The organism is Rhizobium sp. R86522 (assembly GCF_042466255.1).
Classification (GTDB): Bacteria; Pseudomonadota; Alphaproteobacteria; order Rhizobiales; family Rhizobiaceae; genus Allorhizobium.
Genome location: NZ_JAXHBX010000001.1, coordinates 3,141,199 through 3,165,603 on the forward strand (window position 1 = coordinate 3,141,199; position 24,405 = coordinate 3,165,603).

Sequence of the window (24,405 nt, forward strand, 5' to 3'; positions counted from 1 at the left end):
TTTTCAGACTCTTCGGTCTTAACGGAAGAGCGAAAGGATAACTTCCGAAGAAGAGTTGGCGATCGAGAGCGACTGAACGGCCAGCTGCTGCTGGGTCTGCAGTGCCTTAAGGCGGGTCGATTCTTCGTTCATGTCGGCGTCGACGAGACGACCGACGCCCGAGTCGAGCGAGTCAGACAGCTTGTTGACGAAGTCTTCCTGCAGATCGATGCGCATCGAGATCGAACCAAGGTCAGCGCCGGCGCTTGTCATGAAGGCCAGAGCTGCATCGACGAGCGTCAGGGCTTCTGCCATGGCCGCGCCGTCAAAACCGTTGATGTCCAGCGTATAGACAGACATACCACCTACGGCGGTCGCTGCGGCGTCGGTACCGGCGGCGGTCGGGTCGAAGTCGGTGGTCGTGAAGTCGGCTGCATTCGTGCCGAGGATGCCACTGGTTGTATCAACTGCACCAGTCGCGTCGCCGCCGAACAGAAGGGTCATGCTACCAGCCGTTTCGGCGTCGAGCGTGTAGGACGTGGTCTTTACGGCAACGTTGTTGGCGGCATCACGGACGAAGCCGGATACAACGGTCACCTGGGCAGCGGTCGTCGAAGTGTCAGTGCCACCAGCGATCCAGTTTTCGCCGGAGAAAGAGGCCGAGTCGGCGATCGACTTCAGCTGGCCCTGAAGCTGCGTGATTTCTTCCTGGACCTTAGCCTTGTCGACACCTTCTTCGGTCGCGGTGACCAGCTTGGCCTTGATTTCCTTCACGACATCGATGGCCGATTCCATACCGGCATAAGCGGTGTCGATCTTGGAGGCGCCGAGGCCGAGGGCGTCAGACACGGCGGAGAGCGCCATGTTGTCGGACTTCATGGTGGTGGCGATCGACCAATAGGCGGCGTTGTCGGAAGCTTCGCCGACGCGCTGACCAGACGAAACGCGGGCCTGAGTGTCTTCCATGCTGCTGCCGATGGAGCGCAAGGTCTGGAGTGCCGACATGGCGGCGATATTGGTAAGAATGCTCGTCATGGTAGTGTTGCCCCTTGAATGGCTGACTAAGAAGGGACATTCCGGTCTCACCGGTAACGGCGCACAGCATCATGCCTGCTAACTGGCTGATTTTTAATAGTTAGCTCGCCGTTTCGATAGGCTTAGATAAAACCATCAAGGTTAATGAAGACCTAAACGAAACGATGTGACGGCAGATTTTCGATTTTTTTTGCAACCTTCGCGCGTACGCGCGCGTAGCAGATGATGATTAATAAAACGCAAAGGCCGCGTTCGTTTGCGAACGCGGCCTTCGTGTAGCTTCCGTTCCGGTTCAGCCTCCGGAGGGTTAAGCCTTCCCTTCGCACGCCTCTGGTCAGCCACCAAGGCATATCGGCGTCGGGATAGTCTAGCCGGCCCTTACGGGCCGACCTGATCTTGCGATTAACGGAAGAGCGACAGGATGTTCTGCGAGTCGTTGTTCGCGATCGAGAGAGCCTGGATCGCCAGCTGCTGCTGGGTCTGCAGGGCCTTCAGGCGGGTCGACTCTTCGTTCATGTCGGCGTCGACAAGACGGCCAACGCCCTTCTCGATGGCGTCAGACAGCTTGCCTGCGAATTCAGTCTGAAGGTCAATTCGCTTCGAGACCGAGCCGAGTTCAGCGCCAGCGCTCGTCATTTTCTCAAGAGCAGCGTCGACAGATGCGAGAGCCACGTCAAGATCGTCGTTCTCGACGTCGAGGTCGGTGATCTTGATCGACTGTACCGCCGCAGCCGCGCCGCTGACCGTAACGTTGTCGGTGCTCGTCAGGATCGATTCCTGAGCGTCATCGACTTCACCCTGCGCGTCAAAACGGTAGAGCAGGTTGTTCTGATCCAGGGTGTAGGTCGTGGTCTTAACACCGACATTGCCCGATGCATCGCGGATGAAGCCCGACACGACCGTCTTGTCGCCAGCAGTTTCAACCGCCAGCCAGTTTTCGCCGTTGAAGGACGAGCTCTTCGCGATCGACACCAGCTGTTCCTTCAGCTGCGTGATCTCTTCCTGAACCTTGGCCTTGTCAACGCCTTCTTCGGTGGCGGCGACAACCTTGGTCTTGATTTCCTTCATAACGTCGATGGCGGATTCCATACCGGCATATGCGGTATCAACCTTTGCAGCACCAACGCCGAGAGCGTCGGTAACTGCGCCGAGCGCCATGTTGTCGGAGCGCATGCCCGTCGAGATCGACCAGTAGGCAGCGTTGTCGGAGGCCTTGGAAACCTTCATGCCGGTCGAGATGGAGTTCTGCGTGGCTTCCATATTGGAAGCGATGGAGCGCAGGGTGGAGAGCGCGGACATCGCGCTGGAGTTGGTCAGAATGCTGGCCATAGGATTTGTCCCTTAAAAACGAGATACAAGAGGGGACATACCGGACTAAAAGACTTACCGGTCACGGACGTTCGGCATCATGCCTTTTGGTATTTTTCGTTGCTACCAGACCCGTCGTGCGAGGTCCAAACTCGCAGCCAATCCTTGCCAACTTCTTTACAATTGAAGGCAGCTCAAGGGACGCTGATGACGTGGTAAACCGCCCGTAAGGGAGCGTGGTGAATCAACCGTAAGCGGGGATGGTTAACTTAAACGAACGACCGGACGAGACTGCCGACGAGCAGGTTCCAGCCGTCGATCAAGACGAAGAACAGGATCTTGAACGGCAGCGAGATCGAGGTGGGCGGCAGCATCATCATACCCATGGCCATGGTGATGGTTGCCACCACCATGTCGATGACGAGGAAGGGCAGGATGATCAGGAAGCCGATCTCGAAGCCGCGTCGGATTTCCGACAGCATGAAAGCCGGGATGAGGACACGGTAGTCGATCTGGCCGTCCACTATGGTTGCCTGGCCGCGCTCATTGGCAATATCGACGAAAAGCGCGAGATCCCTGTCGCGCGTGTTTGCGGTCATGAAGGCGCGAAACGGCTCGGCAATGAGGGCGACCGCTTCAGCTTCGGTGATCTGATTGTTGATGAGCGGCTGAACGCCTTCGCGCCAGGAGCGGTCCATGGTCGGCGCCATGACATAGAAGGTCATGAACAGCGCCATGCTGGTCAGGATCATGTTCGACGGCGTGGTGGCAAGCCCCATGCCGGAGCGAAGAATGGAGAAGGCGATCAGGAAACGCGGGAAACTCGTGACCATGATCAGAATGCCGGGCGCGATCGACAGCACCGTCAGCAGCCCGAAGGTACGAATGATCCACGCCGCCACCGACCCATCGATCGGGGTGTTGAAGATATCCGTCGGCAACTGCTGGGCCACAGCCAGTTGCGGCGCCATCATCATGACAGCGACGAGGAGTAGAAACCGAATCATTCGATCACGAGCGTTCTGAACATCACCTTGGATACGCGGCCTTCCGAGCGCAGGTCAACTCGCTCCTGAAGGTCATCCTTGAGATATTGAAAGCCGCGCGGGCCCTCGACCTGTTGCAGTGATACGGTGCGAAGATAGGCCATGATGTCCTGGTGCACCGCTTCGGCGATCTGGACATCCGGCGGGCCGTTGAACATCAGGGCCACTTCGAGACGGATCCAGTTTTCCGACGGGTATGCGAGGTTTGTCGTGATCGGCTCAAGCGCCACGACACCATTGGCCTCGGTGGAGATCGGAGGAAGTCCCTCCTCGTCTTTCTTGGCCTCACCACCCTTCTCACCGGCCGCCGCTTCAGCGGCCTTGGCTGCGTCTTCGGCCTGCTTCACTTGGGGGGCGAGCATGTTGCCGATCACCCAGCCGCCACCGCCACCGACGGCGGTGAGGACCACGAGCGGGATGACGAGTGCCATCAGCCCGGACTTCTTCTTGGCTTGGCCTTCCTGACCTTCTTCCATGTCTCTTGCCTCCCCCGCGTCAGAACGGCGAGTAGATGTCGACGACCTGCTGGCCGATTGGCGGCTGCTGGACCTCGGTCAGACGGCCGCGACCACCATAGGAGATGCGGGCCTCGGCGATCCGGTCATAAGAGATCTCGTTGTCCGCGTTGACATCCTGCGGCCGGACGATACCGGCGACGTTCAGGATGCGAAGCTCGTGGTTCACGCGCACTTCCTGCGAACCGCTGATCAGCAGGTTGCCGTTTTCGAGCACACCCGTGACGACCGCGGCGACGAGCAGGTTCAAGCGCTCCGAGCGTTCCGTGGAGCCTTTGCCGGACGAACTGGTCGTGGAATCAGTCGACAGATCTCCGGTGGTCCCCGTCGCCGTAGAGAAGCCGAGGAAGTTGGAAATCTCAGCGCCCCAAGACAGGCCCGTATTGTTGTCACGACTGCGATCGGTCTCGTTATTGAACGACGCACGGTCATTGATCTCAATGTTGACGGTCAGGATGTCGCCGACGTTCAGCGCACGCGCATCCTTGAATAGCGCGGACTGGCTGTCGCTCCACAGGGAATAGCCGCTTGCGGTCTGGGCCTGCTGCTTCGGGTACATCGCCATCTGCGGGGTCTGGCTGTAGCGCAGTCCGGACCCGATCGGGCTCATCGACGGTGCATTGCCGATCTCCTTGATGGTCTGGCTCTGGCAGCCGGCCAGGAGGAGAACGGCCAGCAGTGCCGGGAAACGCTTCATCATGATGGGTCCTTCGATGTATTGGGGTTGCCGGCGCTCGACATGATCGAAGCGACCTGGGCAGCCTTGGCCGGGCTCATCTCTGTCAGGATGAGACTCGACTGGCGCGGCGGCAGTTTCATGATGATGGCGGCCGCCAGCATGACGTTGGTTTCCTCAAGTTGAGGAGCTGCCGCATCCGGCGCCATTTTCCGGTAAATTTCGACGAGCTGCCCTTCGGCCTGCCTCATGAATTCGTTGCGACGGGTCAGCCAGTCCTCGTATTCCGCGCGGCGCTCTTCGAGGATGGCGATACGGCTGTCCACGTCGGCCTGCAACTTGTCGAGTTCCTGCTTCTGCAGGAGGTAACGCTGGTCGCGTGCTGCATCGGCGATGCCGGTGCAGAACTGGCGGATTTCGGCTTCTGTCGCACTTCCAAGCGGCTGTTGCTGGCCGACCGCGTTCTGGGCGAAGGCCGGCAAGGTGGCGACGGCCACGACCATAGCCACGTTGCGCAGCGACTTGGCAGAGGGGCGAAGACAATCGAGATGGATCATTGCAGCACGAGCTCCGCTTGCAGCGCACCGGCGGACTTGATGCCCTGCAGGATGGCAATGACGCCGTCCGGCTTGATGCCGATGCTGTTGAGGCCGCTGACGAGGGTTCTGAGATCAGGTCCATCGACGATTGCGATCTGATCGCCTTCCTGCCGGATCGAGATATCTGTCTGCGGCTGGACAGCCGTCTCACCGCGCGAGAACGCCTCTGGCTGAATGATCTGCGGGGTTTCCTGCACCTGAACCGTCAGCGTTCCATAGCTCACGGCAACGCGCGAGACACGGACATCGGCGCCGATGACGATGGTACCGGTACGCTCGTTGATGACGACACGGGCCGGCGAATCCGTTGCGACGACCAGGTTTTCGATATCGGCCATCAGGCGGGCGAGGTCGGCCGTGCGGGGTTTCTGGACAACCACTTCCTGGCTGTCGCGTGCCTCGGCGATCGGCGCGCCGTAGTTGGCAGCCGCATAGGCGTTGATCGTATCAGCGATACGAAGCGACGTGGTGAAGTCGGCGTTGCGGAGCTGCAGCACGAGATTGACGCTATCCTTGAACTTGGACGGCAGTTCGCGCTCGATGATGGCACCCGTCGGCACGCGGCCGGAGGTGGTAATGCCTTGCTGCACGGCTGCAGCATCGCCCTGGGCATTGAAGCCCGACACGACGACAGACCCCTGCGCAACGGCGTAGATTTGACCGTCAGCGCCGGTCAGCGACGTCATGACCAGCGTGCCACCGCGCAGAGACGTTGCGTCACCCAGCGAGCTCACGGTCACGTCGATGCGGCTTCCGGGGCTTGCGAAAGGCGGCAGATTGGCGGTGACCATGACGGCCGCGACGTTCTTGGCGTTCGACTGCCCGCCCTGCGTTGAAATGCCAAGGTTCTGGAGCATCGCGCGCATCGACTGGTCGGTAAACGGCGAAGAACGCAGGCTGTCGCCGGTTCCCTGCAGACCGACCACGAGGCCATAACCGATGAGCTGGTTGTCTCGTCCGGACTGGAGCGAGGCGATGTCCTTGATGCGCGAATTGGCGCTCATGGCCGGCTCGAGGGGAGCCATGACCAGCGCCAGCGCGCAGAGCGCAATCCGCATGGGAGCAATCAATCTCATTTTGCCATCACCTGTACCGTGCCATCCGCCATGACCGTGCCAGACACGATCGAGCCGGAATCGATATTGCGCACCTTCACGACCTCGCCGACCGAGGCGTCGGTCAGCGGCGTACCGCTGGCGCTGATCAGCATGGTGCCGATCGAGAAGGTCAGACGAACGCTGCTTCCGCGCTTGACCGCAAACGCTTCGCGGAGGCCATGGACCGGAATGGTCCGACCGGGGAGCAAGGTGCGCTTGGCCACCATGCCGACCACTTCTTCCCTGGTGCGGGCATAGCCTCCGGCCAGATTCGGATTGGTTACGGGAACCACATCGACCTGCTCGGATGCAATGGTTTCGCCTGGATAGATCACCTGTTTGGGGATCACGGCCGTGTTCTGCGCCAGGGCAGTGCCGGCGCCGAGAGCCATGGCGGCGACGGCGACAGCCATCGCGCGCAAGGCATGTCCGAATTTCCGGCGAAACCTCATGTTTGCCTCCAGTTGTCTTACTTGAGGTTCTTGCTGACGATCTGAGCCATCTCGTCGGCAGTGGTGATGACCTTGGAATTCATCTCGTAGGCGCGCTGGGCCGAGATCATGTCCGTGATCTCCTTCACCGAGTCGACGTTCGAAGCTTCCAGGTAGGACTGCTTGATGTAGCCGAAGCCCGGATCTTCCGGCGCACCCACGATTGCGGCACCCGAGGCTGCGGTTTCGGCGAACAGGTTGTCACCGAGCGGCTTCAGACCGGCTTCGTTGACGAAGTTGGCGATGGTCAGCTGTCCGAGGTCGGTATAGTCGGCATCGTTGCCGATGCGGGCCTGAACCTGGCCTGTCCGGCTGATCACCACTTCGCTGGCATCCTGCGGGATCGTGATCTGCGGCGTGACGAGGTAACCGTCGATCGTGACCAGCTGGCCCTCGGCATTCATGTTGAATGCGCCGGAGCGGCTGTAGAGCGTTGCACCATCGGGGCTTTCGATCTGGAACCAGCCACGGCCGATGAGCGCGAGGTCCAATTCGTTACCGGTCTGCGTCAGCTGACCCTGGGTATGAATATTGCGGACGGCCGCCGTCTGCACGCCAAGACCGATGTTGGCGCCTTCCGGCACGATCGCCTGGTTTGCGCGGTTCGGTACGCCCTGGGCCCGCTCCGTCTGGTAGAGGAGGTCGGAAAACTCAGCACGTGCGCGCTTGAAGCCCGTCGTGTTGATGTTGGCGATGTTGTTGGCGATGACCTCAAGATTGGTCTGCTGGGCATCCATACCCGTGGCTGCGATGGCGAGCGCTCTCATAGTTCGGTACCCCTGTCAGATCTGCATCTTGGTGATTTCGAGATAGGCGTTGACGATCTTGTCGCGGAACGCGATCGCCGTCTGGAGCGATTGCTCGGCCTGCATGACGGCATCGACCACTTCGCGGGTCGTCGCCTTGCCCAGGATCCCATCGAAGGAGACCTGTTCAGCCTGCTTCAGGTTGTTGGCTGCGCCCGACGCAACATTGCTCAGCGCTGCCATGAAGGTCTCGCCGGTCATGGTGCCAGGCGTCGTACCCTCGGTGGTCAGGCCCTTGGACGAAAACGAGCTGGACAGTGAATCCAGGCCGCCGATGCCCAATGCGCTGGTCTTCGTGATAGATTCGATCATTGCGAGGCCCTCAGGAGCGCGATTGTCTGAGAGAGCATTTCACGAGTCTGCTTGATGGTTTGCAGATTCGCTTCATACGTGCGGTTGGATTCACGCATGTCAGCCATCTCGATCAGAATGTTGACGTTCGGCATCTTGACGATGCCGCGCTCGTCAGCCGCCGGGTTACCCGGATCGTATTCCGCAATGAAATCACTCTGATCCACGCCGAGCTTCTTGACCTCGACGGTCTGTGCACCCGTCACGCGATCCAGCTCGGCACCAAAGGTAATCGTCTTGCGGCGATAGGGATCAGCGCCAGGCGTATCGCCCGTGGTGCGCGCATTGGCGATGTTTTCCGATACAATGCGAAGGCGGGTCGACTGGGCTTCCAGCCCGCTTCCCGCAACCCGCAAGGTTGCCATCAATGGATCAGTCATCAGCGTTTCACCGTCATTAGCATCATGCGATGGAAGGAGGAGACCAACGAGGTATTCAGCTCGTGGTTGCGTTTGTTTTCACCGGTCTTTCTCAGTTCGTCCGAGAGCGCGACCGTGTTGCCCGATTCCTGAATGCCGATCTCGTTGTTGAGATCTTCGTCCTCGACGGCGATGTTGCGATCGCTGAAGTCGTTGGCAGCCATGTGGCCCGGCTGGGTGACGGCCATGCCCTGCACGGTGCTCGTCCGGTCCAGGACCGCACTGAAGGGCGTGATATCCTTGGCCAGAAATTTCGGGGTATTGGCGTTGGCGATGTTGGTCGCCACGACCTGCTGCCGCACCGAAAGCCATTCCGACTGTCGGGATGCCAGCTCGAACAACTGGATGGGATTCATGGGCGTTACTCCGTCTTTTACTGATCGGAGCCTAGGCCCTTAATCTTGCGTGGGACTTGCCCGCCCCGCGCCTTTTCAATTGTTTCGAACAACTTCGCCGGCCGAGGTTACAATGACCCATTTTCCGTCACGCTGCTCAAGCGTGGCGACACGGCTGTTGTCGGGCAGGATCGAACCCACCCGCACGAGAAACATGCCGGACTTGTCTTCGATCAGCGCACGACCATTGGCGACATGCAAAAGGCGGAAGCCGCTTTTTCCTGGAAATGGCTGCGCGCTCGGCACATCGAGCGCTTCCGGCTGCTCCCGCCCCAAGGTCGGGACGGTCGCGGTGACGATCTGGTCAACCGCGTCTACCTCGCCCTCGCCCTCGCTATTATCTTCATCATCATCGTTGTCCACGAGAGCAAGCGGCGATACGCTGAAGACGTTGCGTCCCGGGCCCTCGGGCAGATCACGCGTAGGCCCCCACTCGGCAAGCCGGACGCCGAATTTCCCTTCATTGAAGAAAACGTACCAGGGAAACAGCGCGGCACTGCATGCCAGCGCAATGCCGGTGAAGGCCAGAACACGGTCGACGGTCGGAACGCGGCGCTTCGCCAAGACCGGTCGCAGCGGAGCCACGGGCTCGTCAGCATCGAAATCGGTCATGGTCACCCCCTTTGCCTCATACCTTGCCCGCCGGCAGCCGCCTTGAGAGCGTTTGCCAGATCGGCATAGGCATCCAGTGCCGGTTTCTCGCCCGGCGTCTGCTTCAGAATATCGTAGATGACCGGCACCTGCTTGATCGCCATGTCGAGATCGGGGTCGGAACCGTTACGGTAGCCGCCGATCAGGCGCAGGTCCCGGGTTTCCTCGAAGCGATGAATCAGCGCCTTGAGGCGCGACACCAGCTTCTCCTGCTCGGGCGTCCAGGCCTTGCGGGCCAGACGGGAGATCGATGTCAGGGGATTGATCGGCGGATAACGTCCCTCGTCGGCAAGGGCACGATCAAGCACGATGTGACCGTCGAGGATACCGCGTGTCGAGTCGGCAATCGGGTCGTTGTGGTTGTCGCCGTCAACGAGGATCGAGATGATCGCGGTGATGGTTCCCGCCCCTTCCGCGCCCGGACCGGCACGCTCAAGAAGGCGTGGCAATTCCGTGAAGACCGAGGCCGGATAACCGCGGGCAATCGGTGGCTCGCCGGCGGCCGTGGCCACCTCGCGGATTGCATGGGCAAAACGCGTGACACTGTCGACGATGAAGAGAACGTTCTGGCCCTTGTCGCGGAAGTGCTCGGCAATGGTGATCGCCGTCAGCGGCGCCATCTTTCTGAGCATCGGGCTCTCGTCGCTGGTCGCGACCACAGCGATCGATTTCGCCATGTTGTCGCCGAGCGTGTCCTCGATGAATTCGCGCACTTCGCGACCACGTTCGCCGACCAGGGCGATGACGACCTTGTCGAAGGCATCGGCGCGGGCGAGCATGGACAGAAGCGTCGACTTGCCGACGCCGGACCCGGCGAAGATGCCAAGACGCTGGCCGAGGCAAAGCGGCGAGAAAATGTCGATTGCACGAACACCGGTCTTGAAACCGGTCTCGACACGCTGTCGTGTCATGGAAGGTGGTGCCGTCGTCGAGATTGGACGACGCTCGGGTCCAGGCGCCAGCGCCGGACCGTTGTCGATGGGATCGCCCAGCGCGTTGATGGTGCGGCCACACCAGCTGTCGTCGGGTGCGATGCGAAAGGCACCCTTGCGGATCACGACATCGTGGATGCCGATGGGTTCGCCGGGTTCGATCGGGCAGACGTAACAGACATCCGGCTCTACACGCACGACCTCGCCGAGATGCACGCCCGTCGACGACCGGTGCGCGACGAATTCACCGAGGCGGACATGGCGCGAGAGGCCGGTTACCGTGTAGTGCCCGGCTGCGATGGTGCGAACATGGCCGCCCTGCGTGACGGAATTGGTCGGCCGGGAATAACGCTGCGCCAACGCCGCCAGTTGCCCGAGCTTGGGTGACAGCGGAAATTCGTCTGGTGTCGGCGCACTCATGATTATCCGCTTTCAGGCTTAGTTGCCGCCGCCGAGGACCTTGATCGCCTCGCTCATGGTATTCTCGCTCGAGCTGATCAGAGCGCTGATGGCTTCGAAAGCGCGATTGACCTGGATGAGCTGGGTCATTTCGCCGATGCCGTTGACGTTGGAGTTTTCGACATAGCCCTGAAGAATCGAGATTTCCGGGTTGTCGACGACCGGCTGCGGGTTGTCGACGGTGGTCACGCCGCTGTTCTCATATCGAAGGAAGCCGTTGCGCACGTCCGCAGTGAAGATGCCGAGCGTGGCGACGACACGACCGTCCTGTATGATCTGACCACTGGCCCCGACTTCCGGCGGACCGCCGGCGCGGTTGAGCTGGATCGGCGCGCCGCCGGCATCGAGAACCGGGTAGCCACGGGTCGAAACCAGCTCGCCAGTGTCAGTCATGGTGAAACGGCCATCGCGTGTCAGCACCTGGCCGACCGGTGTGTCGATTGAAAACCAGGCGTCACCCTTGATCGCGAAGTCCAGCACATTGCCGGTCTCGCGCAGTTCGCCGCTCTTGGTCGACAGATAGTCGTTGCCCTGGCTCACGAATGCGATTTTCGCATTAAGCTCATTGCCGGTTCGGCTCAGCATCTCGTCGAATTTCACATCCGTCGAGCGAAAGCCCACCGTGTTCACATTGGCCATGTTGTCGGCGATGGTGGTGAGACGACGCTCAAGGGCCATCTGCGACGACAGGGACACATAGATACCGGATTGCACCGCTTTGCCTCCGCAAGTGAATAATATCAGTAAATCATTATTTAACGCAGGATAGCCTACGCTCCATGCCACTCTTCTTGCGGCAAAAGGCTTGCGCGAAACTGTCGAGACGGAACCAGGCCTTAAGAAGCGGGGACACCTAAAAGGAAACCCTGATTCAGCCTCACGCAAGGCAGGTGCCTTATCGCTCAAAGTGAATAGTAACGTTCGGGTACGGGCAAAATGAACATTATCATCGGATTCGTGATCACTCTGGGCTGCGTGCTCGGCGGCTACATGGCCATGGGTGGCAAGCTCGCCGTGCTCAACCAGCCGTTCGAGCTGCTCATCATCGGAGGCGCGGGCGTCGGCGGCTTCATCATGGCTAACTCCATGAAGGTCATAAAGGATACCGGAAAGGCTGTTGGCGAAGCCATAAAGTACAAGGTACCCAAGGAACGCGACTATCTGGACGTGCTGGGTGTTCTCTATTCTCTGATGCGTGACCTTCGCACGAAGTCGCGCAACGAGATCGAAGCCCATATCGACAACCCGGAAGAATCCTCGATCTTCACGGCAGCACCGAACCTGCTGAAGAACAAGGAGCTGACCTCCTTCATCTGCGACTATGTCCGCCTGATCATCATCGGCAATGCCCGCAGCCACGAGATCGAAGCGCTGATGGACGAAGAGATCGAGACGATTCTCTACGACAAGATGAAACCCTATTATTCGCTGAACACGGTCGGTGACGCCTTCCCTGCCATCGGCATCATCGCGGCCGTGCTCGGGATCATCAAGACCATGGGCTACATCAACGAATTGCCCGAGGTGATCGGCGGCCTGGTTGGCGCCGCACTGGTCGGCACCATGCTCGGTATCTTCCTGTCCTACTGCCTCGTCAGCCCGCTGATCGCACAGATAAAGGTCGTCCGCACCAAGCAGCATCGCCTTTACATCATCGTGAAGCAGACACTACTCGCCTACATGAACGGCTCGGTGCCGCAGGTGGCACTCGAATACGGCCGCAAGACAATTTCCTCGCACGAGCGTCCGTCGATCGACGCCGTCGAGCAGGAAATGATGAACCCGGGTGGCGGCGGTGAAAGCAAGGCAGCTTGATCATGACCGAGACCATCCCTGAGACAGCACCCAGCATGGACCGCGCGCTTCTCGCCAAACTGACCGGCGGGCTGGGCGATTCGAAAACCCTGCAGCGCCTGTGCAGCGACTTCGGCCAGCTCTATGTCGAGTTCCTGCCGGACGTCTTCCACAGCGAGACCGGGCTCACCATGCAGGTTCACTACCACGGCCACGAAAGCGGCCTGATGACGGACCTGGTTGCCGATCTCGGCGACAATGTCTCGCTTGCCGACGGGCAATTGCGCAACTGGTCACCGAACTTCGTGCTGGCATGCGGCAACAGCTTCGTCATCACGCTGATGGAAAATCTTCTCGGTGCCCTGCCGGAGACGATCCAGGAGCCGATCGAGCGCCCTCTGTCGCAGATCGAACTCGATCTGGCCGTCATGGTTTTCGACAAGATCGCAAACGTTCTGCGCTCAGGCGTCAACGCGCCCGGCGGGTTCGAGCCGCTGCTCGAAAAGGCTCACAATGCCGAAGATCGTCAGAAGCTGGAAGAAGACCATGTTGACGAATACGCGGTGACAGTGAAGCTCGGCATCACGCTTGGCACGGTCACCTCGGAATTCTACCTGATGATTCCGCAGAAGGCGCTCCTCAAGACTGTCGTCACGATGCCGAAGTCGAAGAACCAGGCCAGCAAGTCGAAGAAGGAATGGCAGGAACAGATCGCCGAGCAGGTTCGTCGCTCCCAGGTCACCCTGGAAGCCCGGGTCCGACTCGATTCGCTGACGCTCGCCACCGTTTCGCGCCTCGTCGCCGGCGACGTCATTCCCTTCCACGACAAGGGCGACGTGATGGTGGATGTCAGCGCCAACGGCAAGAATCTCTACCGCTGCGAGTTCGGCCGCGCAGGCGATCGATACACCGTGCGCGTAAAGGACAATGTGAGCAGCGAAGATGAGATTCTAAAGCATTTGATGAGCTAGCAATTTACCGGGGCTCGCCGCACGGCAGCTTGAGGCAAGTTTCAAGAGGAATAATCAACCCATGGCAACGAAGAAGACACCACCGAAGGATGACGACGCGCTGGCGATGCCGGGCGCGAGCGACACCGATTTCGATCAGGCCGTCGATGACCTGCGCGGCGTCCTCAAGGCTGACGCGGACGGAGGTCTCGGGGACTTCGGTTCGGACCTTGGTCTCAAGGACGACCCGCTCGCAGCGTTTGAGTCGGATTTCGGCGGCGGCGCTGCAGCTGGCCCAAGCGATGACTTCGGACTTGGCGATTTCGGCGGCTCCAGCGATCTCGGCGGTGGCAGCGATTTTGGCGGCTCAAGCGATTTCGGTGGTGGCAGCGATTTCGGCGGCGGCGCCGACTTCGGCGGCTCCAGCGGCTCGCAGCAGGAACCGGGCAGCGGCCTCACCGCCAATCTCGACCTGATCATGGACATCCCGATCGAGGTCCAGATCGTGCTCGGCTCCAGCCGGATGCAGGTTTCCGGACTGATGAACCTGGAAGAAGGCGCCATTATCGCGCTGGACAAGAAGATCGGCGAACCTGTCGAGATCATGGTGAATGGTCGTCGCATTGCGCGCGGCGAGATCACCGTTCTCGAGAACGACGATACACGATTTGGTGTCAAACTGATTGAAGTGATGGCGACCAAGACATCCTGACCCATGACGGGCCAGAGAGGACAAGACCATGATGGACTTCGACGATTTTGGCGGCCCCTTAACCGGAAAACCGCTTTCCCAGGCCGATAAGGCAGCCGCCGTGCTGCTGGCCATGGGAAAGGGCGTTGCCGGCAAGCTGCTCAAATACTTCACGCAGGCGGAGCTGCAGACGATCATCGCATCGGCACAGACCCTGCGTACCATTCCGCCGGATGAACTGACCGAACTCGTCAACGAGTTCGAAGACCTGTTCACCGAAGGTGCGGGCCTCATGGACAATGCCAAGGCCATCGAGAGCATTCTCGAAGAAGGTCTGACGCCCGAGGAAGTCGACGGACTTCTCGGACGTCGTACCGCGTTCCAGGCCTATGAAGCTTCCATCTGGGACCGTCTGCAGGACGCCGATCCTGATTTCATCGCACGCTTCCTGATGCGCGAGCACCCGCAGACTGTCGCCTATATCCTCTCTATGCTGCCCTCGTCCTTCGGCGCCAAGGTGCTCCTGAAGCTGCCCGAAAGCCGTCGCGCAGACATCATGAACCGCACGGTGAATCTGAAGAATGTCAGCCCGAAGGCTGCCCAGATCATCGAGAACCGCGTTCACGACCTGATCGCCGAAATCGAAGCCGAAAAGAACTCGACAGGCTCGGCCAAGGTGGCGGAACTGATGAACGAACTGGAAAAGACCGAAGTCGATACATTGCTCACCTCGCTGGAATCGATCAGCAAGGAATTGGTCAACAAGGTTCGCCCGAAGATCTTCCTGTTCGAAGATCTGCTCGTCATGCCGCAGCGCAGCCGCGTGCTCCTGCTGAACGACATCTCCGGCGATATCCTGACCATGGCGCTGCGTGGTGCCAGCGCGGAGATCAAGGAATGCGTGCTGGCCTCGATCAGCCCTCGCTCCCGCCGCATGATCGAATCAGACCTGCAGGCCGGAACCGCCGGAATCAACCCGCGGGAGATCGCGATCGCGCGCCGTGCAGTGGCGCAGGAAGCGATCCGCCTCGCCAATGCCGGTCAGATTCAGCTGAAAGATACCGAAGGCGGCGATACGCAGGCGGCCTGAGCGGTCACCTCTGTTGAAAACCCGATCCTTTTGATCACCCGCCGATTGAACCCCAATCGGCGGGTGTCTACGTTCAAGGCACCGGCACCTTTCCGGTGGCCGTGGGCGCCAAGCGCAGACGGCTCAATCGACCGGGGCATCATCGAACCCGCCCGGTGCAGCCTCCGAGGATGGCAGCGGCCATGGCCGAAGATGACGACAAAGACAGCAAAACCGAAGACCCGACCGAGAAAAAGCTTCGGGACGCGATGGAGAAGGGAAACGTGCCGAGCTCACGCGAAGCACCGCTCTTTGCGACTGCACTCGGCTTCTATCTCTTCGCGGTGTTCTTCATGCCCGGGGCGGTCACGCGCCTGGCACAATCGCTGAAGGACATCTTCGAGCGCCCCGACCAATGGTATCTCGGCACGGCCGTCGACGTCGTCTCTCTCTTCACCCATCTCGCTTGGGAGATCGGCGCCTTCCTCGCTCCCATGCTGATCATGCTGATCTTGCTCGGGGTTACGGCCAATGTCGCGCAGAACATGCCCTACTTCGTTCTGGAGCGAATCAGGCCCCAGGTGAACCGGATCTCGCTCTTCGCCGGCTGGAAACGGATCTTCAGCGCCCAGGGCATGGTCGAATTCGCCAAATCGATCTTCAAGATCGTCGTGCTTTCGGCGATCATGGTGTTTGCGCTGCGCAACGATTACTTCGCCGTCATCGACACGATGTTCTCCGACCCTCAGGTCATTTTCGTCAAGATGTCGGAGATCCTGAACAAGATGATGATCATCGTCGTCATGGCGACGGCACTGCTGGCAACAGTCGATATCTTCTGGACGCGGTATCACTGGTACGAACAGCTGCGCATGACCAAACAAGAGGTGAAGGAAGAGTACAAGCAGGCTCAGGGTGACCCAATCGTCAAGGCCCGCCAGCGCTCCATTGCTCGAGATCGGGCCCGCAAACGCATGATTGCCAGCGTTCCCCGTGCGACGTTGGTGATCACCAATCCGACTCACTACGCGGTGGCCTTGCGATATGTGCGCGAGGAAAACGAGGCACCGATGGTCGTTGCCAAGGGGCAGGATCTGGTGGCGCTGAAAATCCGCGAAATCGCTCGCGAAAACGACATTCCCATTTTTGAGGATCCCCCGCTCGCCCGCTCCATGTTTGCGCAAGTCTCGGTCGATAGCGTCATTCCGTCAGTATTTTACAAGGCAGTCGCAGAGCTCGTGCACCGGGTCTATGCGTCCAAGGCCCCCAAGAGACGGATACGCTAGGCCCGATGAAGAAGTGCTCCTATACCAACCAGCGTGAACGCATCGTTGCGGAGGCTATCAGCCCCGTCGCGAGTGAATTGCGCCTTCTCGACGCTGCCGACCTCATTTCACTCCTACGTTTTGAACTTTACGGAAATCTCTCGGACCTCGTTTCGTCCGCAGCCGAACTCTATTTCCATCCTGGTACCGTCGTCTTCGGCGCCGGGGGCGATTATCGGCTCGAATGGGGTGGTCCGCCGGAAGTCGTGCTCGATCTTGAGATCAAGCCGCGTGGTATTACTATCTACTCGCAGCTGACGCTGACCAACGAGCATGCCGGCCTCGATATCAAGCATATCGCGTTTCACGACACCTCCGGAGATCCGGACGGCAATACGCGTATGCTGGAAGAACGCCTGGAAGAAGCGCGCTTCGTCAAGGGACAGGCGTCCCCGCTCTACGGATGAGACCGGTTCAGGTGATGTAGCCGAGGCGGATCGCCTTGGCGATCGCCTGGATGCGGTTGACCGAATCAAGCTTGATGGTTGCCGATCCCAGATAGGCGTTGACGGTATGCACCGACAGGCCGAGACGTTCTGCGATCTCTTCGCTGATGCGTCCATCTCCTGCAAGCTGCAGGCAGGCGATCTCACGTTCACTCAAGGTTTCGGATGGTGCCGCCCGGCGTTCATCAAGCGACAGGATATCGGTCATCACCTTGTAGCAGCGGCTATGCACCGCAAGGATCAGCTCGCCGGGCAGATCGGCTCCGCCAATCGTCGGAAAGACAACATAGCCGTTCCCGACAGCACCGAGACGCACTGGAAAAGCGATACCGGAATAGGGTAGCAGGCGCTCCTGCAACTGGACGGCAAAGGGCGTGAAGTCGGATGCATCCAGGAAGCTCGTCTTCTCTTCTGCGCTCCAGAGCAGAGGCAGGGTCGAAGTCTCAATATGCGCCAGAAGTGCATCCCCATAGGCCCCGATGAAAGCTTCCCGGCCGCTGCTGAGGCCGCTGCTCCAGTTCTCGAATTCCGGATCGAGGCGTCGCTTGTGCGGCAGGCTGGCGCCGGCCACGCGAAACGCTGCAAAGCCGCGTGCATTCAGAGATCGCTGCAGCGACACGAGCTTCGGGAAGATGTCCGAACGGGAGGTGACGGGGCGCTGGCCTGACCAAGTCGCATCTTCAAGGATGTTTCCGCCTGGTCTGGTGGTCGTGGCCATTCCTGCTCCCTCAAACGAGATTGTTGCGCACCGCATAGGCGATGGCTTCCGAGCGTGTCTTCGTCGCAGTCTTGCGCATCACGCTCGTGATGTAGTTGTTGATCGTATTGCGCGAGATGCCGAGAATCGTGGCGATCTCGTCGCTGGTCTTGCCCTCGGCAATCCAGAACAGGCACTCCAGTTCACGATCGGTCAAATCGAAGTCGCGATCGCTCTTGTGCCCCTTGTTCGCAGACAGGCTCAGCGCATAAGCGGCAAGCAGGCCGACTTCCCGCAAGCGCTCGGGCGACAGCACATAGTCCTGCGGGAAGAGCAGAAGCAGTGCAAGACGGGTTCGTCCGACATTGAGGGTCACCGTGCAATACTGGCGGCTGGTGCCGTCAGGGACATGCGCATCGTCGGGGAGAATGGCATATTTAGGCTGCAGCACCGAAAGGCACTTCTCGAGCTCGGTCGACTGGGAATAGCTCGCGGCCAGTTCGCTCTCGAGGCGGCGGACCAGATCGAACGGCCAATCGGCGGCCACGACGAAGTCGAGCCCTTCTTCCTGGACGAGATCGTAGCGCGCGAGCAAGTGATGCGAGGCGCCGACATAATCACACAGAACGCGAAGGCAATGGCCCATGTCGCCCGAGAGCGCCGGGGTCGCCAGCCTTCGGATCAACACGTCCTTCGACGATGAGCCTTTCTGCAGAGGCTCTGCCGGAGAAGCGGCACGAGACCGCCCCTCATTGCCCTCTGTTGTCAGCTCGGCATCCATTCAATGTGCCCCTTTGAAGTGACAGCCTAGCATTGTCGCAGTCTTCGCCACGTCCGAGTGCAGGCGACTCACATACGGCCCAATCTCCGACTACCGAATCATGTTCACTGTAAAATATAAAGTGGCAAAGGTCACAAGCATTTGCGGTATTGCGAGACGGGTCCAAGCATGCCCGGCGATGACCTTTGGCGCAACCCCGTATCGATATGGCACTACAATGCAAAACCGCGCCCGGAGGGCGCGGTCGGTACTGGCTTGTTCTTCAAAATCAGGCGGCGTTGTCCACAGCCCATTTGCGAAGGATCTTGGCGGCGCGCTCTTCCGAGATTTCCACCATGCGCGAAAGGCGCCGCTCCGGACCTTCCTTGACCCGGCGGTTGAAGCCGCCATTCGGGTCGTCGTCCATCGTAAGAAGGTCGTCGGTCGAGTCGAAGCCGAAGTCGGATCCGAAACCATCCATAAGACCGCCCCCTGACCCGCCACCAAGGGCAGGCGAGAAGTCGGGGAGCTCGAGGCCGGCAGCCTGCTCGCCAATTCCGCCGGCGAGTGCCGTATCGGCACCACCGCCACCCGCGGTGCGGATCATCGGACGGATGCCCATCCAGACAATGAGGAAAGCGACGGCGACGAAGGCCAAGGAGTTGATGATGCCGCCGATGTTGCGGCTCAGGATTTCCATGAAGCCGGGGCCCGTCGCGGATTCTTCGAGCAACTGGTTTTCCAGGAATTCCATGGCCGTCAGTGTGACGACGTCACCGCGATTGGTGTCGAGGCCAGCTGCAGACGTCACGATCTTCTGCATCTCAGCGAGATAGGCGTCGATCTTGGCCTGGTCGACGGGCTCTCCCACCATCATGGCAATGCGACCACGGTTGACGACGACGGCGACGGAGAGCTTCTCGACGGTGTAGCTGTTCTTGACCGTCGCGACGGTCTTGCTGTTGATCTCGTAGTTGGTCTGCTCTTCCTTCTTGTCCTGCTCGTCGGACAATTCAGGGCCACCGCCGCCGGCATCGGGCGCGGCCTGAGGAATGTTCTGTTCGACCGTGGCTGCCGTATCCGACTGGCGCTGCAGGGATTTCTGCGCTTCCTTGGTGACGCGAACGGAGCGCTCGACGCGCGATTCCGGATCGTAGATCGTTTCCTGGATCTGCTGGCTGTCGGTGTTGATCTGGGCCGTGACGCTGGAGCGGAAGTTGTCCATTCCGAGGAAAGGCGCCAAGGCCTTGTCGATATTGGTTTCGATTTCGCGCTGAACGGACTGAACAACGCCCAGCGAGCGGGAGGCTTCGCCACCCGTTTCGTCGCCTGCTGCAAGCAGCTGGCCGGTGGAATCCAGAATCGTCACGTCCTCGACGTCCAGACCCGGGACGGACGAGGCGACCAACTGGCGGATCGATGCTGCTGCCTTGCGGCCGGCATCCGTCGAGGCGCGAATCATGACGGACGCCGTCGGCTTCTGTTCGCCGCGACGGAAGTTGCCGATGTCCGGCATGACGATGTGGACGCGGGCTGCGGCAATGCCTGCGATCTGCTGGATGGTGCGTGCGACTTCACCTTCCAGCGCGCGGACACGCGTGACTTCCTGCATGAACGAGGTCAGACCCAGCGAGCCGACATTGTCGAATAGCTCGTAGCCGGCATTGGCGCTGTTGGGCAGTCCACGCTCGGCGAGCAGGAGGCGCGCCTTTCCGGTCATGCCGGCACGCACACTGATGCTCTGGCCATCGGCACCGGTCTCGAAATCGATGCCCGATTCGGCAAGAGCGATGCTGATCTGGTTCATGTCGACCGGCTCGAGGCCGACATAGAGCGTCTCGTAGGAGGGTTTGTTAACGTAAAGAGCGCCTGCAATGATGATCGCGAAGGAAACGACAGCAACCCCAGCCATGGCCAGGATCTTCGTCTGGCCCATCGCCGCGAAATTTTTTGGTATCTGAAGTAATTGATTTAACAGATTCATTCTGTCTCGCACCATCTACAAGGAGGGTCTGGGCGCTTTTGCCCTTGGCGCGACAATAGAAATCGAAACTTGTGCGAACGTTTCGCGGGACGGGAAAGCCGAATTCATTTCGGCATCCGGCAGATTCAGGATCTGCGGCCCGTACGTACAGAGAGAGTTCTGAAGGTAGGTTAAAAGAAGTCGAAGTCGCCTGCAGCCTTGACCAGCGGTTGCGAATGGCCGTGACGAAGGCCTGCCCCCAGCGCCTTCTGCATGTCAGCCAGCTTCACGAGGCTCAAGGCCGTCGTCATGTCGATCATCCAGTCCGACGGGATCGTCCCGGTGATTGTGTCGACGAATTCGGCCAGTCCGCGCGCCTTTTGAACGGCAAGGTCAATGCCTTGCAGAACCTTGAGGCTGTCTGGATGCTCCAGTACCTTCGGGCCGCCGAGTTCGAGCAGGTGCGGTTCCACACGCTCGATCAGATAAGCCACGTCATGCAGCTCGCTGACGATGCGCATGAGGATTTCCGGAAGTTCTTCCCGTGTATCCTGGTTTCCCGCCAAGTGTTCGTTTTGCATCCGATGTCCAGTACTAGAAGAACTCGATTGAGGTTTCCACCGGCTTCGAAACAGGAACCGGACGCTGCTCCAGCGCCACCGTCTTCTGCGTTTCTGCGCCCGTGAGCGGATACTGTCTTGCCCGGCCGCTGACCGGCCAGAATTCCAGCTTGCGGCCGTGGTCTCCGCCCGTGGAGGACCCGACGACCTTGATGCCTTCGTCGCGCAGGAATTGCTGGGCAAATGCTGCGTTCTGTTCACCGACGTTCGAGAACGTCGCGATCGTCTTGGCGCCACCGAAAACCTTGGCTTCCAGGCGATCCCTGCGAGCGCCCTGCTTCAGAAGGCCGTTGATCAACAGCTCCATGAGGTGAACGCCGTAGCGGGTTGCGTCGCCGCCACCAGCACCGGGCACTGCCGAACCCGGAAGCAGGAAGTGGTTCATGCCACCTACTCCTGCAATCGGATCCCGAATACAGGCAGCAACACACGAACCGAGGATCGTCGACAGGACCACATTCGGATCCTTGCTGACCTTCCACTCCCCTTGAATAATGTGGACGCGCTTTGCTGCACCGTCTTCAGTCATTTCAGCGCTCCGAATACGGCTTCGATGGCCGCCTTCATCTTCTCGATCGTGAACGGTTTCGCCAGGACGTTGTTCGCACCCAGCTGTGCAGCCTTCTGGACTAGCGCACGGTCGCCCTGCGCGGTCAGGATGATGAAGGCCGCCTTCTTGGTGTTGGGATTGGTACGTACCGCCTGGAGCAAGCCCAAGCCGTCCATCTTCGGCATGTTGAAGTCCGAGATGACCAGGTGATGGGGCTGCTGCTCCATGATCTTCATGCCCTGCTCGCCGTCACCGGCGGCAGTGATCTGCTTGAAGCCCAGCTGGGTCAGCGCGTCGCTGAGCAGCAGGCGACTTGTGACCTGATCGTCGACGATCAGAACTTTGATTTTTTCGGCTAGGGACATTATTCGATACCTTCTTTTCGGGCAGCAGTGAGTTTGAGGATTTCCTCGCCAATGGAGGTGAGAGGCAGTTGATGCTCGACAGCGCCCAGCTCATAGGCGACTCGTGGCATCCCGTAGACCACACAGGTCTTTTCGTTCTGGCCGATGGTGCGAGCACCGGCGTGACGCATCTTCAGAAGACCGGAGGCGCCATCGCGCCCCATGCCCGTCAGGATCACTCCGACGGCGTTGCGGCCGGCAAGCTCGGCAACTGAGTCGAAGAGAACATCGACAGAAGGCCGGTGTCCGTTGACCGGCGCGCGATCCACCAGTCGGCAGCAGGGCGCCGATGCATTCGAGACCTGCATGTGACGCTCGCCGCCCGGGGCAAGGTAGATCTTGCCGATCTCGAGCCGTGCGCCATCCGTGGCCTCCTCCACCACGGGGGCGCAAAGACGGTTCAAACGCTCGGCGAAGCTCTTCGTGAACGTTGGAGGCATGTGCTGCGTAATCACCGTCGGCGGGCAATTGCGCGGGAATTTCTGCAGGACGGCGATCAGCGCTTCGACGCCGCCGGTGGACGAGCCGATGGCCACGATCTTGCGGCCGACGCGGAAGTCTGCAGCAGGCGCAGTCGCGACCGGCTGGATCTGCGGTGCCGAATGATGCCGGTGCTGAGAACGCGCCGCCGCCTTGACCTTCTCGGCAAGCTCGCCGAACGGACGAGGCTCTCCTGGCTGGGGCTTCGCCACACAGTCGAAGGCGCCGATTTCGAGTGCCGCCAGAGTGGCTTCCGCGCCGCGATGCGTCATGGTCGAAACCATGATCACCGGCATGGGCCGCAGCTTCATGATCTTTTCCAGGAACTCAAGGCCGTTCATGTTCGGCATCTCGATGTCGAGGGTCAGGACATCGGGATTGAGTTGCTTGATCGCTGCGCGAGCTTCCATGGCATCGCCGGCCTGACCGATGACGCTGACATCCGGATCCTGGTTGAGGACGGCCGTGATCAGTCCACGCATCGTAGGGCTGTCATCGACGACGAGAACGCGTGCAGGTGCCGCCATTACTTTCGCCCTCCGTTCTTGCCGATGTAGCGATAGGTGGTGATACCGATATTGTCGAAGTCGTTCTTCGAGTCACCCGAGACACGCTCGGAGTGGCCGATATACAGGTGTCCGCCGATCGGTAACAGATCGGCAAATCGGGTCCAGATGCGCATCTGTGTCGGCTCGTCGAAGTAGATCACGACGTTGCGGCAGAAGATGACGTCGAACTTGCCCTTGAAGGGCCACTGGGCCATCAGGTTCAGCTCGTTATAGGTGATCAGACGCTTCAGGCGATCGTCGACCTGGAACTTGCGGCGTCCGCCGATCTCGACTTCCTTGAACCACTGCTTGCGGATGGCAGGCGACACGGTTTCGAGCGCCTGCTCGTCATAGGCACCCTGTCGGGCGATGGCGAGGATCTTCGGATCGATATCGGTGGCAAGGATCTTGAAGTCGTAGTCCAGAACGTTCGGAAAAGCCTGGAATACGGTCAAGGCAATCGAATAGGGCTCCTGGCCGTCCGAGCTTGCGGCGGACCAGATGCGCACGCGTCCGCCGGACTTCGCACGCTGAATGAGCCCCGGCAGTACCTCGTCACGAAGATGCTCGAAGTGATGGTTCTCGCGGAAGAAGCGCGTGAAGTTGGTCGTCAGGTGCGAGAGCATTTCGCGGCGCTCGGCCGATCCCTCCGGCGAGGCGACGAGCTGGCAATAGGCGCGGAAACCGGACAGGCCAAGATTGCGGATATGCTTGGACAGTCGCGAGTAGACGAGCGAAGCCTTGCTGTCGTTCAGCGCGATGCCCGCATCCGAGTAGATCATGGCAGCAATCTCGTTCAGGTCCCGTCGGGTCAGCGGGTATTCACCGCTGGCCAGAACTTCGTCGTCCGATTGACGGGATGTACTCATTGCAAAGGTCATGCAGCCTCGCTTTCGGCGGCTTCGTTGAAAAGTGCACCAAGCTCGACCATGCAGATCATCCGCTTGTCGATGGCGAGAATGCCACGGGCATATTGTTTTTCGAGGTCGGAGGAGACCTCCGGCGTCGGCTGAATGTCGGTATCGCTCACCGTGAGGATGTCGGAGACGGCATCCACCAGGAGACCCACGACCCGAGACTTGACCTGGGCCACGATGATAACGTGGCGGGCGGTTGGCTCGGCGGGCTTCATGCCCAGACGCAGGGACAGGTCCATGATCGGCAGGACGGCACCACGCAAGTTGATGACGCCCATAACGTAGTGCGGGGAATGCGGCAGCGGGGTTGCCGGGGTCCATCCCCGGATCTCGCGTACCGACATGATGTTTACGCAGAACTCCTGATCGCCAATACGGAAGGCGATGAGCTCCCGATCTCCCTGGACCAAGTTTTTGACCGCATACGACATA

General features: G+C 60.0%; 30 protein-coding genes. 6 read left to right on the forward strand and 24 right to left on the reverse strand.

Features of this window, described 5'->3' with window-relative positions; all coding sequences use genetic code 11:
• Nucleotides 1-18: 18 nt before the first annotated feature.
• The 15 genes from SJY08_RS15220 to flgF form a co-directional block, all read right to left on the reverse strand.
• A complete protein-coding gene (locus tag SJY08_RS15220) occupies nt 19-1,014 on the reverse strand; it encodes a flagellin (RefSeq protein ID WP_300890557.1) in 996 nt (331 codons plus the stop codon).
• Nucleotides 1,015-1,416: 402 nt separating this feature from the next.
• Nucleotides 1,417-2,343, reverse strand: coding sequence for a flagellin (locus tag SJY08_RS15225; protein WP_153761415.1), 927 nt, complete (start codon nt 2,341-2,343; stop codon nt 1,417-1,419).
• Between the two features lie 248 nt (nt 2,344-2,591).
• A complete protein-coding gene (gene fliP / locus SJY08_RS15230; protein ID WP_153761414.1) occupies nt 2,592-3,329 on the reverse strand; it encodes a flagellar type III secretion system pore protein FliP in 738 nt (245 codons plus the stop codon).
• The gene (locus SJY08_RS15235; RefSeq protein ID WP_069042267.1) at nt 3,326-3,844 is read right to left on the reverse strand and encodes a flagellar basal body-associated FliL family protein; all 519 of its coding nucleotides are present in this window, start codon (nt 3,842-3,844) and stop codon (nt 3,326-3,328) included. The genes fliP and SJY08_RS15235 overlap by 4 nt, the downstream gene beginning before the upstream one ends.
• A gap of 19 nt (nt 3,845-3,863) precedes the next feature.
• Entirely contained in the window at nt 3,864-4,583 is a 720-nt protein-coding gene (gene flgH / locus SJY08_RS15240; RefSeq protein ID WP_069042268.1) for a flagellar basal body L-ring protein FlgH, read from the reverse strand.
• Nucleotides 4,580-5,116 (reverse strand): MotE family protein, encoded by a 537-nt coding sequence (locus SJY08_RS15245; RefSeq protein WP_377276677.1) that lies wholly within the window; start codon nt 5,114-5,116, stop codon nt 4,580-4,582. Before SJY08_RS15245 ends, flgH begins: the two co-directional genes overlap by 4 nt.
• Nucleotides 5,113-6,216 (reverse strand): flagellar basal body P-ring protein FlgI, encoded by a 1,104-nt coding sequence (locus SJY08_RS15250; protein ID WP_377278629.1) that lies wholly within the window; start codon nt 6,214-6,216, stop codon nt 5,113-5,115. Before SJY08_RS15250 ends, SJY08_RS15245 begins: the two co-directional genes overlap by 4 nt.
• 14 nt (nt 6,217-6,230) lie before the next feature.
• Nucleotides 6,231-6,707, reverse strand: coding sequence for a flagellar basal body P-ring formation chaperone FlgA (gene flgA, locus SJY08_RS15255; RefSeq protein ID WP_069042271.1), 477 nt, complete (start codon nt 6,705-6,707; stop codon nt 6,231-6,233).
• Nucleotides 6,708-6,724: 17 nt separating this feature from the next.
• Nucleotides 6,725-7,513, reverse strand: a complete 789-nt coding sequence (gene flgG, locus SJY08_RS15260) for a flagellar basal-body rod protein FlgG (protein WP_006726361.1) — start codon at nt 7,511-7,513, stop codon at nt 6,725-6,727.
• A gap of 15 nt (nt 7,514-7,528) precedes the next feature.
• Nucleotides 7,529-7,864, reverse strand: a complete 336-nt coding sequence (locus SJY08_RS15265; protein ID WP_054150854.1) for a flagellar hook-basal body complex protein FliE — start codon at nt 7,862-7,864, stop codon at nt 7,529-7,531.
• On the reverse strand, nt 7,861-8,283 hold the full coding sequence (gene flgC, locus SJY08_RS15270) for a flagellar basal body rod protein FlgC (protein WP_054150855.1): 423 nt from the start codon (nt 8,281-8,283) through the stop codon (nt 7,861-7,863). The genes SJY08_RS15265 and flgC overlap by 4 nt, the downstream gene beginning before the upstream one ends.
• Nucleotides 8,283-8,678 carry a flagellar basal body rod protein FlgB gene (gene flgB, locus SJY08_RS15275; RefSeq protein WP_054150856.1) on the reverse strand — a complete coding sequence of 132 codons (396 nt, stop codon included), beginning with the start codon at nt 8,676-8,678 and terminating at the stop codon, nt 8,283-8,285. Before flgB ends, flgC begins: the two co-directional genes overlap by 1 nt.
• A gap of 75 nt (nt 8,679-8,753) precedes the next feature.
• A complete protein-coding gene (locus tag SJY08_RS15280) occupies nt 8,754-9,329 on the reverse strand; it encodes a flagellar protein (RefSeq protein WP_377276682.1) in 576 nt (191 codons plus the stop codon).
• Nucleotides 9,330-9,331: 2 nt separating this feature from the next.
• Nucleotides 9,332-10,720, reverse strand: coding sequence for a flagellar protein export ATPase FliI (fliI, locus tag SJY08_RS15285; RefSeq protein WP_054150858.1), 1,389 nt, complete (start codon nt 10,718-10,720; stop codon nt 9,332-9,334).
• Nucleotides 10,721-10,738: 18 nt separating this feature from the next.
• Nucleotides 10,739-11,473 (reverse strand): flagellar basal-body rod protein FlgF, encoded by a 735-nt coding sequence (flgF, locus tag SJY08_RS15290; protein ID WP_054150859.1) that lies wholly within the window; start codon nt 11,471-11,473, stop codon nt 10,739-10,741.
• 222 nt (nt 11,474-11,695) lie between these two features.
• On the opposite strand from flgF, the gene motA reads away from it, so the two are divergent.
• From motA to SJY08_RS15320, 6 genes are all read left to right on the forward strand, one after another.
• Nucleotides 11,696-12,574: a flagellar motor stator protein MotA gene (gene motA / locus SJY08_RS15295; RefSeq protein WP_377276685.1), complete on the forward strand. Its 879-nt coding sequence runs from the start codon at nt 11,696-11,698 to the stop codon at nt 12,572-12,574.
• A 2-nt stretch (nt 12,575-12,576) separates the two neighbouring features.
• Nucleotides 12,577-13,524, forward strand: a complete 948-nt coding sequence (locus SJY08_RS15300) for a FliM/FliN family flagellar motor switch protein (RefSeq protein ID WP_377276687.1) — start codon at nt 12,577-12,579, stop codon at nt 13,522-13,524.
• Nucleotides 13,525-13,585: 61 nt separating this feature from the next.
• Nucleotides 13,586-14,215, forward strand: a complete 630-nt coding sequence (gene fliN / locus SJY08_RS15305; protein WP_054150862.1) for a flagellar motor switch protein FliN — start codon at nt 13,586-13,588, stop codon at nt 14,213-14,215.
• 28 nt (nt 14,216-14,243) lie between these two features.
• Complete coding sequence (fliG, locus tag SJY08_RS15310) at nt 14,244-15,284, forward strand: flagellar motor switch protein FliG (RefSeq protein ID WP_377276690.1); 1,041 nt, start codon at nt 14,244-14,246, stop codon at nt 15,282-15,284.
• Nucleotides 15,285-15,466: 182 nt separating this feature from the next.
• Nucleotides 15,467-16,549, forward strand: a complete 1,083-nt coding sequence (gene flhB / locus SJY08_RS15315) for a flagellar biosynthesis protein FlhB (RefSeq protein ID WP_054150863.1) — start codon at nt 15,467-15,469, stop codon at nt 16,547-16,549.
• Nucleotides 16,550-16,554: 5 nt separating this feature from the next.
• Complete coding sequence (locus SJY08_RS15320; RefSeq protein WP_054150864.1) at nt 16,555-16,995, forward strand: hypothetical protein; 441 nt, start codon at nt 16,555-16,557, stop codon at nt 16,993-16,995.
• A gap of 7 nt (nt 16,996-17,002) precedes the next feature.
• Here the strand turns inward: SJY08_RS15320 and visR are convergent, their stop codons facing one another.
• The 9 genes from visR to SJY08_RS15365 all read right to left on the reverse strand — a co-directional run bounded on the left by visR (nt 17,003) and on the right by SJY08_RS15365 (nt 24,404).
• Entirely contained in the window at nt 17,003-17,752 is a 750-nt protein-coding gene (visR, locus tag SJY08_RS15325) for a transcriptional regulator VisR (RefSeq protein WP_054150865.1), read from the reverse strand.
• Nucleotides 17,753-17,762: 10 nt separating this feature from the next.
• The gene (gene visN / locus SJY08_RS15330) at nt 17,763-18,512 is read right to left on the reverse strand and encodes a transcriptional regulator VisN (RefSeq protein ID WP_153761410.1); all 750 of its coding nucleotides are present in this window, start codon (nt 18,510-18,512) and stop codon (nt 17,763-17,765) included.
• A 268-nt stretch (nt 18,513-18,780) separates the two neighbouring features.
• Entirely contained in the window at nt 18,781-20,475 is a 1,695-nt protein-coding gene (fliF, locus tag SJY08_RS15335; protein ID WP_377276694.1) for a flagellar basal-body MS-ring/collar protein FliF, read from the reverse strand.
• 170 nt (nt 20,476-20,645) lie between these two features.
• A complete protein-coding gene (locus tag SJY08_RS15340) occupies nt 20,646-21,035 on the reverse strand; it encodes a hypothetical protein (RefSeq protein WP_006726291.1) in 390 nt (129 codons plus the stop codon).
• Between the two features lie 13 nt (nt 21,036-21,048).
• Nucleotides 21,049-21,603 (reverse strand): chemoreceptor glutamine deamidase CheD, encoded by a 555-nt coding sequence (gene cheD / locus SJY08_RS15345; protein WP_054150868.1) that lies wholly within the window; start codon nt 21,601-21,603, stop codon nt 21,049-21,051.
• Nucleotides 21,600-21,989: a response regulator gene (locus SJY08_RS15350; RefSeq protein WP_006726293.1), complete on the reverse strand. Its 390-nt coding sequence runs from the start codon at nt 21,987-21,989 to the stop codon at nt 21,600-21,602. Before SJY08_RS15350 ends, cheD begins: the two co-directional genes overlap by 4 nt.
• A complete protein-coding gene (gene cheB / locus SJY08_RS15355) occupies nt 21,989-23,035 on the reverse strand; it encodes a protein-glutamate O-methylesterase CheB (protein WP_054150869.1) in 1,047 nt (348 codons plus the stop codon). The genes SJY08_RS15350 and cheB overlap by 1 nt, the downstream gene beginning before the upstream one ends.
• Nucleotides 23,035-23,937: a protein-glutamate O-methyltransferase CheR gene (cheR, locus tag SJY08_RS15360; RefSeq protein WP_054150870.1), complete on the reverse strand. Its 903-nt coding sequence runs from the start codon at nt 23,935-23,937 to the stop codon at nt 23,035-23,037. The genes cheB and cheR overlap by 1 nt, the downstream gene beginning before the upstream one ends.
• Nucleotides 23,934-24,404, reverse strand: coding sequence for a chemotaxis protein CheW (locus tag SJY08_RS15365; RefSeq protein ID WP_054150871.1), 471 nt, complete (start codon nt 24,402-24,404; stop codon nt 23,934-23,936). Before SJY08_RS15365 ends, cheR begins: the two co-directional genes overlap by 4 nt.
• Nucleotide 24,405: the final 1 nt, after the last annotated feature.

Excerpts from the sequence above, each read along its gene's own strand:
- SJY08_RS15220 (WP_300890557.1), bottom strand. The coding sequence starts at position 1,014 with ATGACGAGCATTCTTACCAATATCGCCGCCATGTCGGCACTCCAGACC.
- SJY08_RS15225 (WP_153761415.1), bottom strand. The coding sequence starts at position 2,343 with ATGGCCAGCATTCTGACCAACTCCAGCGCGATGTCCGCGCTCTCCACC.
- fliP (WP_153761414.1), bottom strand. The coding sequence starts at position 3,329 with ATGATTCGGTTTCTACTCCTCGTCGCTGTCATGATGATGGCGCCGCAA.
- SJY08_RS15235 (WP_069042267.1), bottom strand. The coding sequence starts at position 3,844 with ATGGAAGAAGGTCAGGAAGGCCAAGCCAAGAAGAAGTCCGGGCTGATG.
- flgH (WP_069042268.1), bottom strand. The coding sequence starts at position 4,583 with ATGATGAAGCGTTTCCCGGCACTGCTGGCCGTTCTCCTCCTGGCCGGC.
- SJY08_RS15245 (WP_377276677.1), bottom strand. The coding sequence starts at position 5,116 with ATGATCCATCTCGATTGTCTTCGCCCCTCTGCCAAGTCGCTGCGCAAC.
- SJY08_RS15250 (WP_377278629.1), bottom strand. The coding sequence starts at position 6,216 with ATGCGGATTGCGCTCTGCGCGCTGGCGCTGGTCATGGCTCCCCTCGAG.
- flgA (WP_069042271.1), bottom strand. The coding sequence starts at position 6,707 with ATGAGGTTTCGCCGGAAATTCGGACATGCCTTGCGCGCGATGGCTGTC.
- flgG (WP_006726361.1), bottom strand. The coding sequence starts at position 7,513 with ATGAGAGCGCTCGCCATCGCAGCCACGGGTATGGATGCCCAGCAGACC.
- SJY08_RS15265 (WP_054150854.1), bottom strand. The coding sequence starts at position 7,864 with ATGATCGAATCTATCACGAAGACCAGCGCATTGGGCATCGGCGGCCTG.
- flgC (WP_054150855.1), bottom strand. The coding sequence starts at position 8,283 with ATGACTGATCCATTGATGGCAACCTTGCGGGTTGCGGGAAGCGGGCTG.
- flgB (WP_054150856.1), bottom strand. The coding sequence starts at position 8,678 with ATGAATCCCATCCAGTTGTTCGAGCTGGCATCCCGACAGTCGGAATGG.
- SJY08_RS15280 (WP_377276682.1), bottom strand. The coding sequence starts at position 9,329 with ATGACCGATTTCGATGCTGACGAGCCCGTGGCTCCGCTGCGACCGGTC.
- fliI (WP_054150858.1), bottom strand. The coding sequence starts at position 10,720 with ATGAGTGCGCCGACACCAGACGAATTTCCGCTGTCACCCAAGCTCGGG.
- motA (WP_377276685.1), top strand. The coding sequence starts at position 11,696 with ATGAACATTATCATCGGATTCGTGATCACTCTGGGCTGCGTGCTCGGC.
- SJY08_RS15300 (WP_377276687.1), top strand. The coding sequence starts at position 12,577 with ATGACCGAGACCATCCCTGAGACAGCACCCAGCATGGACCGCGCGCTT.
- fliN (WP_054150862.1), top strand. The coding sequence starts at position 13,586 with ATGGCAACGAAGAAGACACCACCGAAGGATGACGACGCGCTGGCGATG.
- fliG (WP_377276690.1), top strand. The coding sequence starts at position 14,244 with ATGATGGACTTCGACGATTTTGGCGGCCCCTTAACCGGAAAACCGCTT.
- flhB (WP_054150863.1), top strand. The coding sequence starts at position 15,467 with ATGGCCGAAGATGACGACAAAGACAGCAAAACCGAAGACCCGACCGAG.
- SJY08_RS15320 (WP_054150864.1), top strand. The coding sequence starts at position 16,555 with ATGAAGAAGTGCTCCTATACCAACCAGCGTGAACGCATCGTTGCGGAG.
- visR (WP_054150865.1), bottom strand. The coding sequence starts at position 17,752 with ATGGCCACGACCACCAGACCAGGCGGAAACATCCTTGAAGATGCGACT.
- visN (WP_153761410.1), bottom strand. The coding sequence starts at position 18,512 with ATGGATGCCGAGCTGACAACAGAGGGCAATGAGGGGCGGTCTCGTGCC.
- fliF (WP_377276694.1), bottom strand. The coding sequence starts at position 20,475 with ATGAATCTGTTAAATCAATTACTTCAGATACCAAAAAATTTCGCGGCG.
- SJY08_RS15340 (WP_006726291.1), bottom strand. The coding sequence starts at position 21,035 with ATGCAAAACGAACACTTGGCGGGAAACCAGGATACACGGGAAGAACTT.
- cheD (WP_054150868.1), bottom strand. The coding sequence starts at position 21,603 with ATGACTGAAGACGGTGCAGCAAAGCGCGTCCACATTATTCAAGGGGAG.
- SJY08_RS15350 (WP_006726293.1), bottom strand. The coding sequence starts at position 21,989 with ATGTCCCTAGCCGAAAAAATCAAAGTTCTGATCGTCGACGATCAGGTC.
- cheB (WP_054150869.1), bottom strand. The coding sequence starts at position 23,035 with ATGGCGGCACCTGCACGCGTTCTCGTCGTCGATGACAGCCCTACGATG.
- cheR (WP_054150870.1), bottom strand. The coding sequence starts at position 23,937 with ATGACCTTTGCAATGAGTACATCCCGTCAATCGGACGACGAAGTTCTG.
- SJY08_RS15365 (WP_054150871.1), bottom strand. The coding sequence starts at position 24,404 with ATGTCGTATGCGGTCAAAAACTTGGTCCAGGGAGATCGGGAGCTCATC.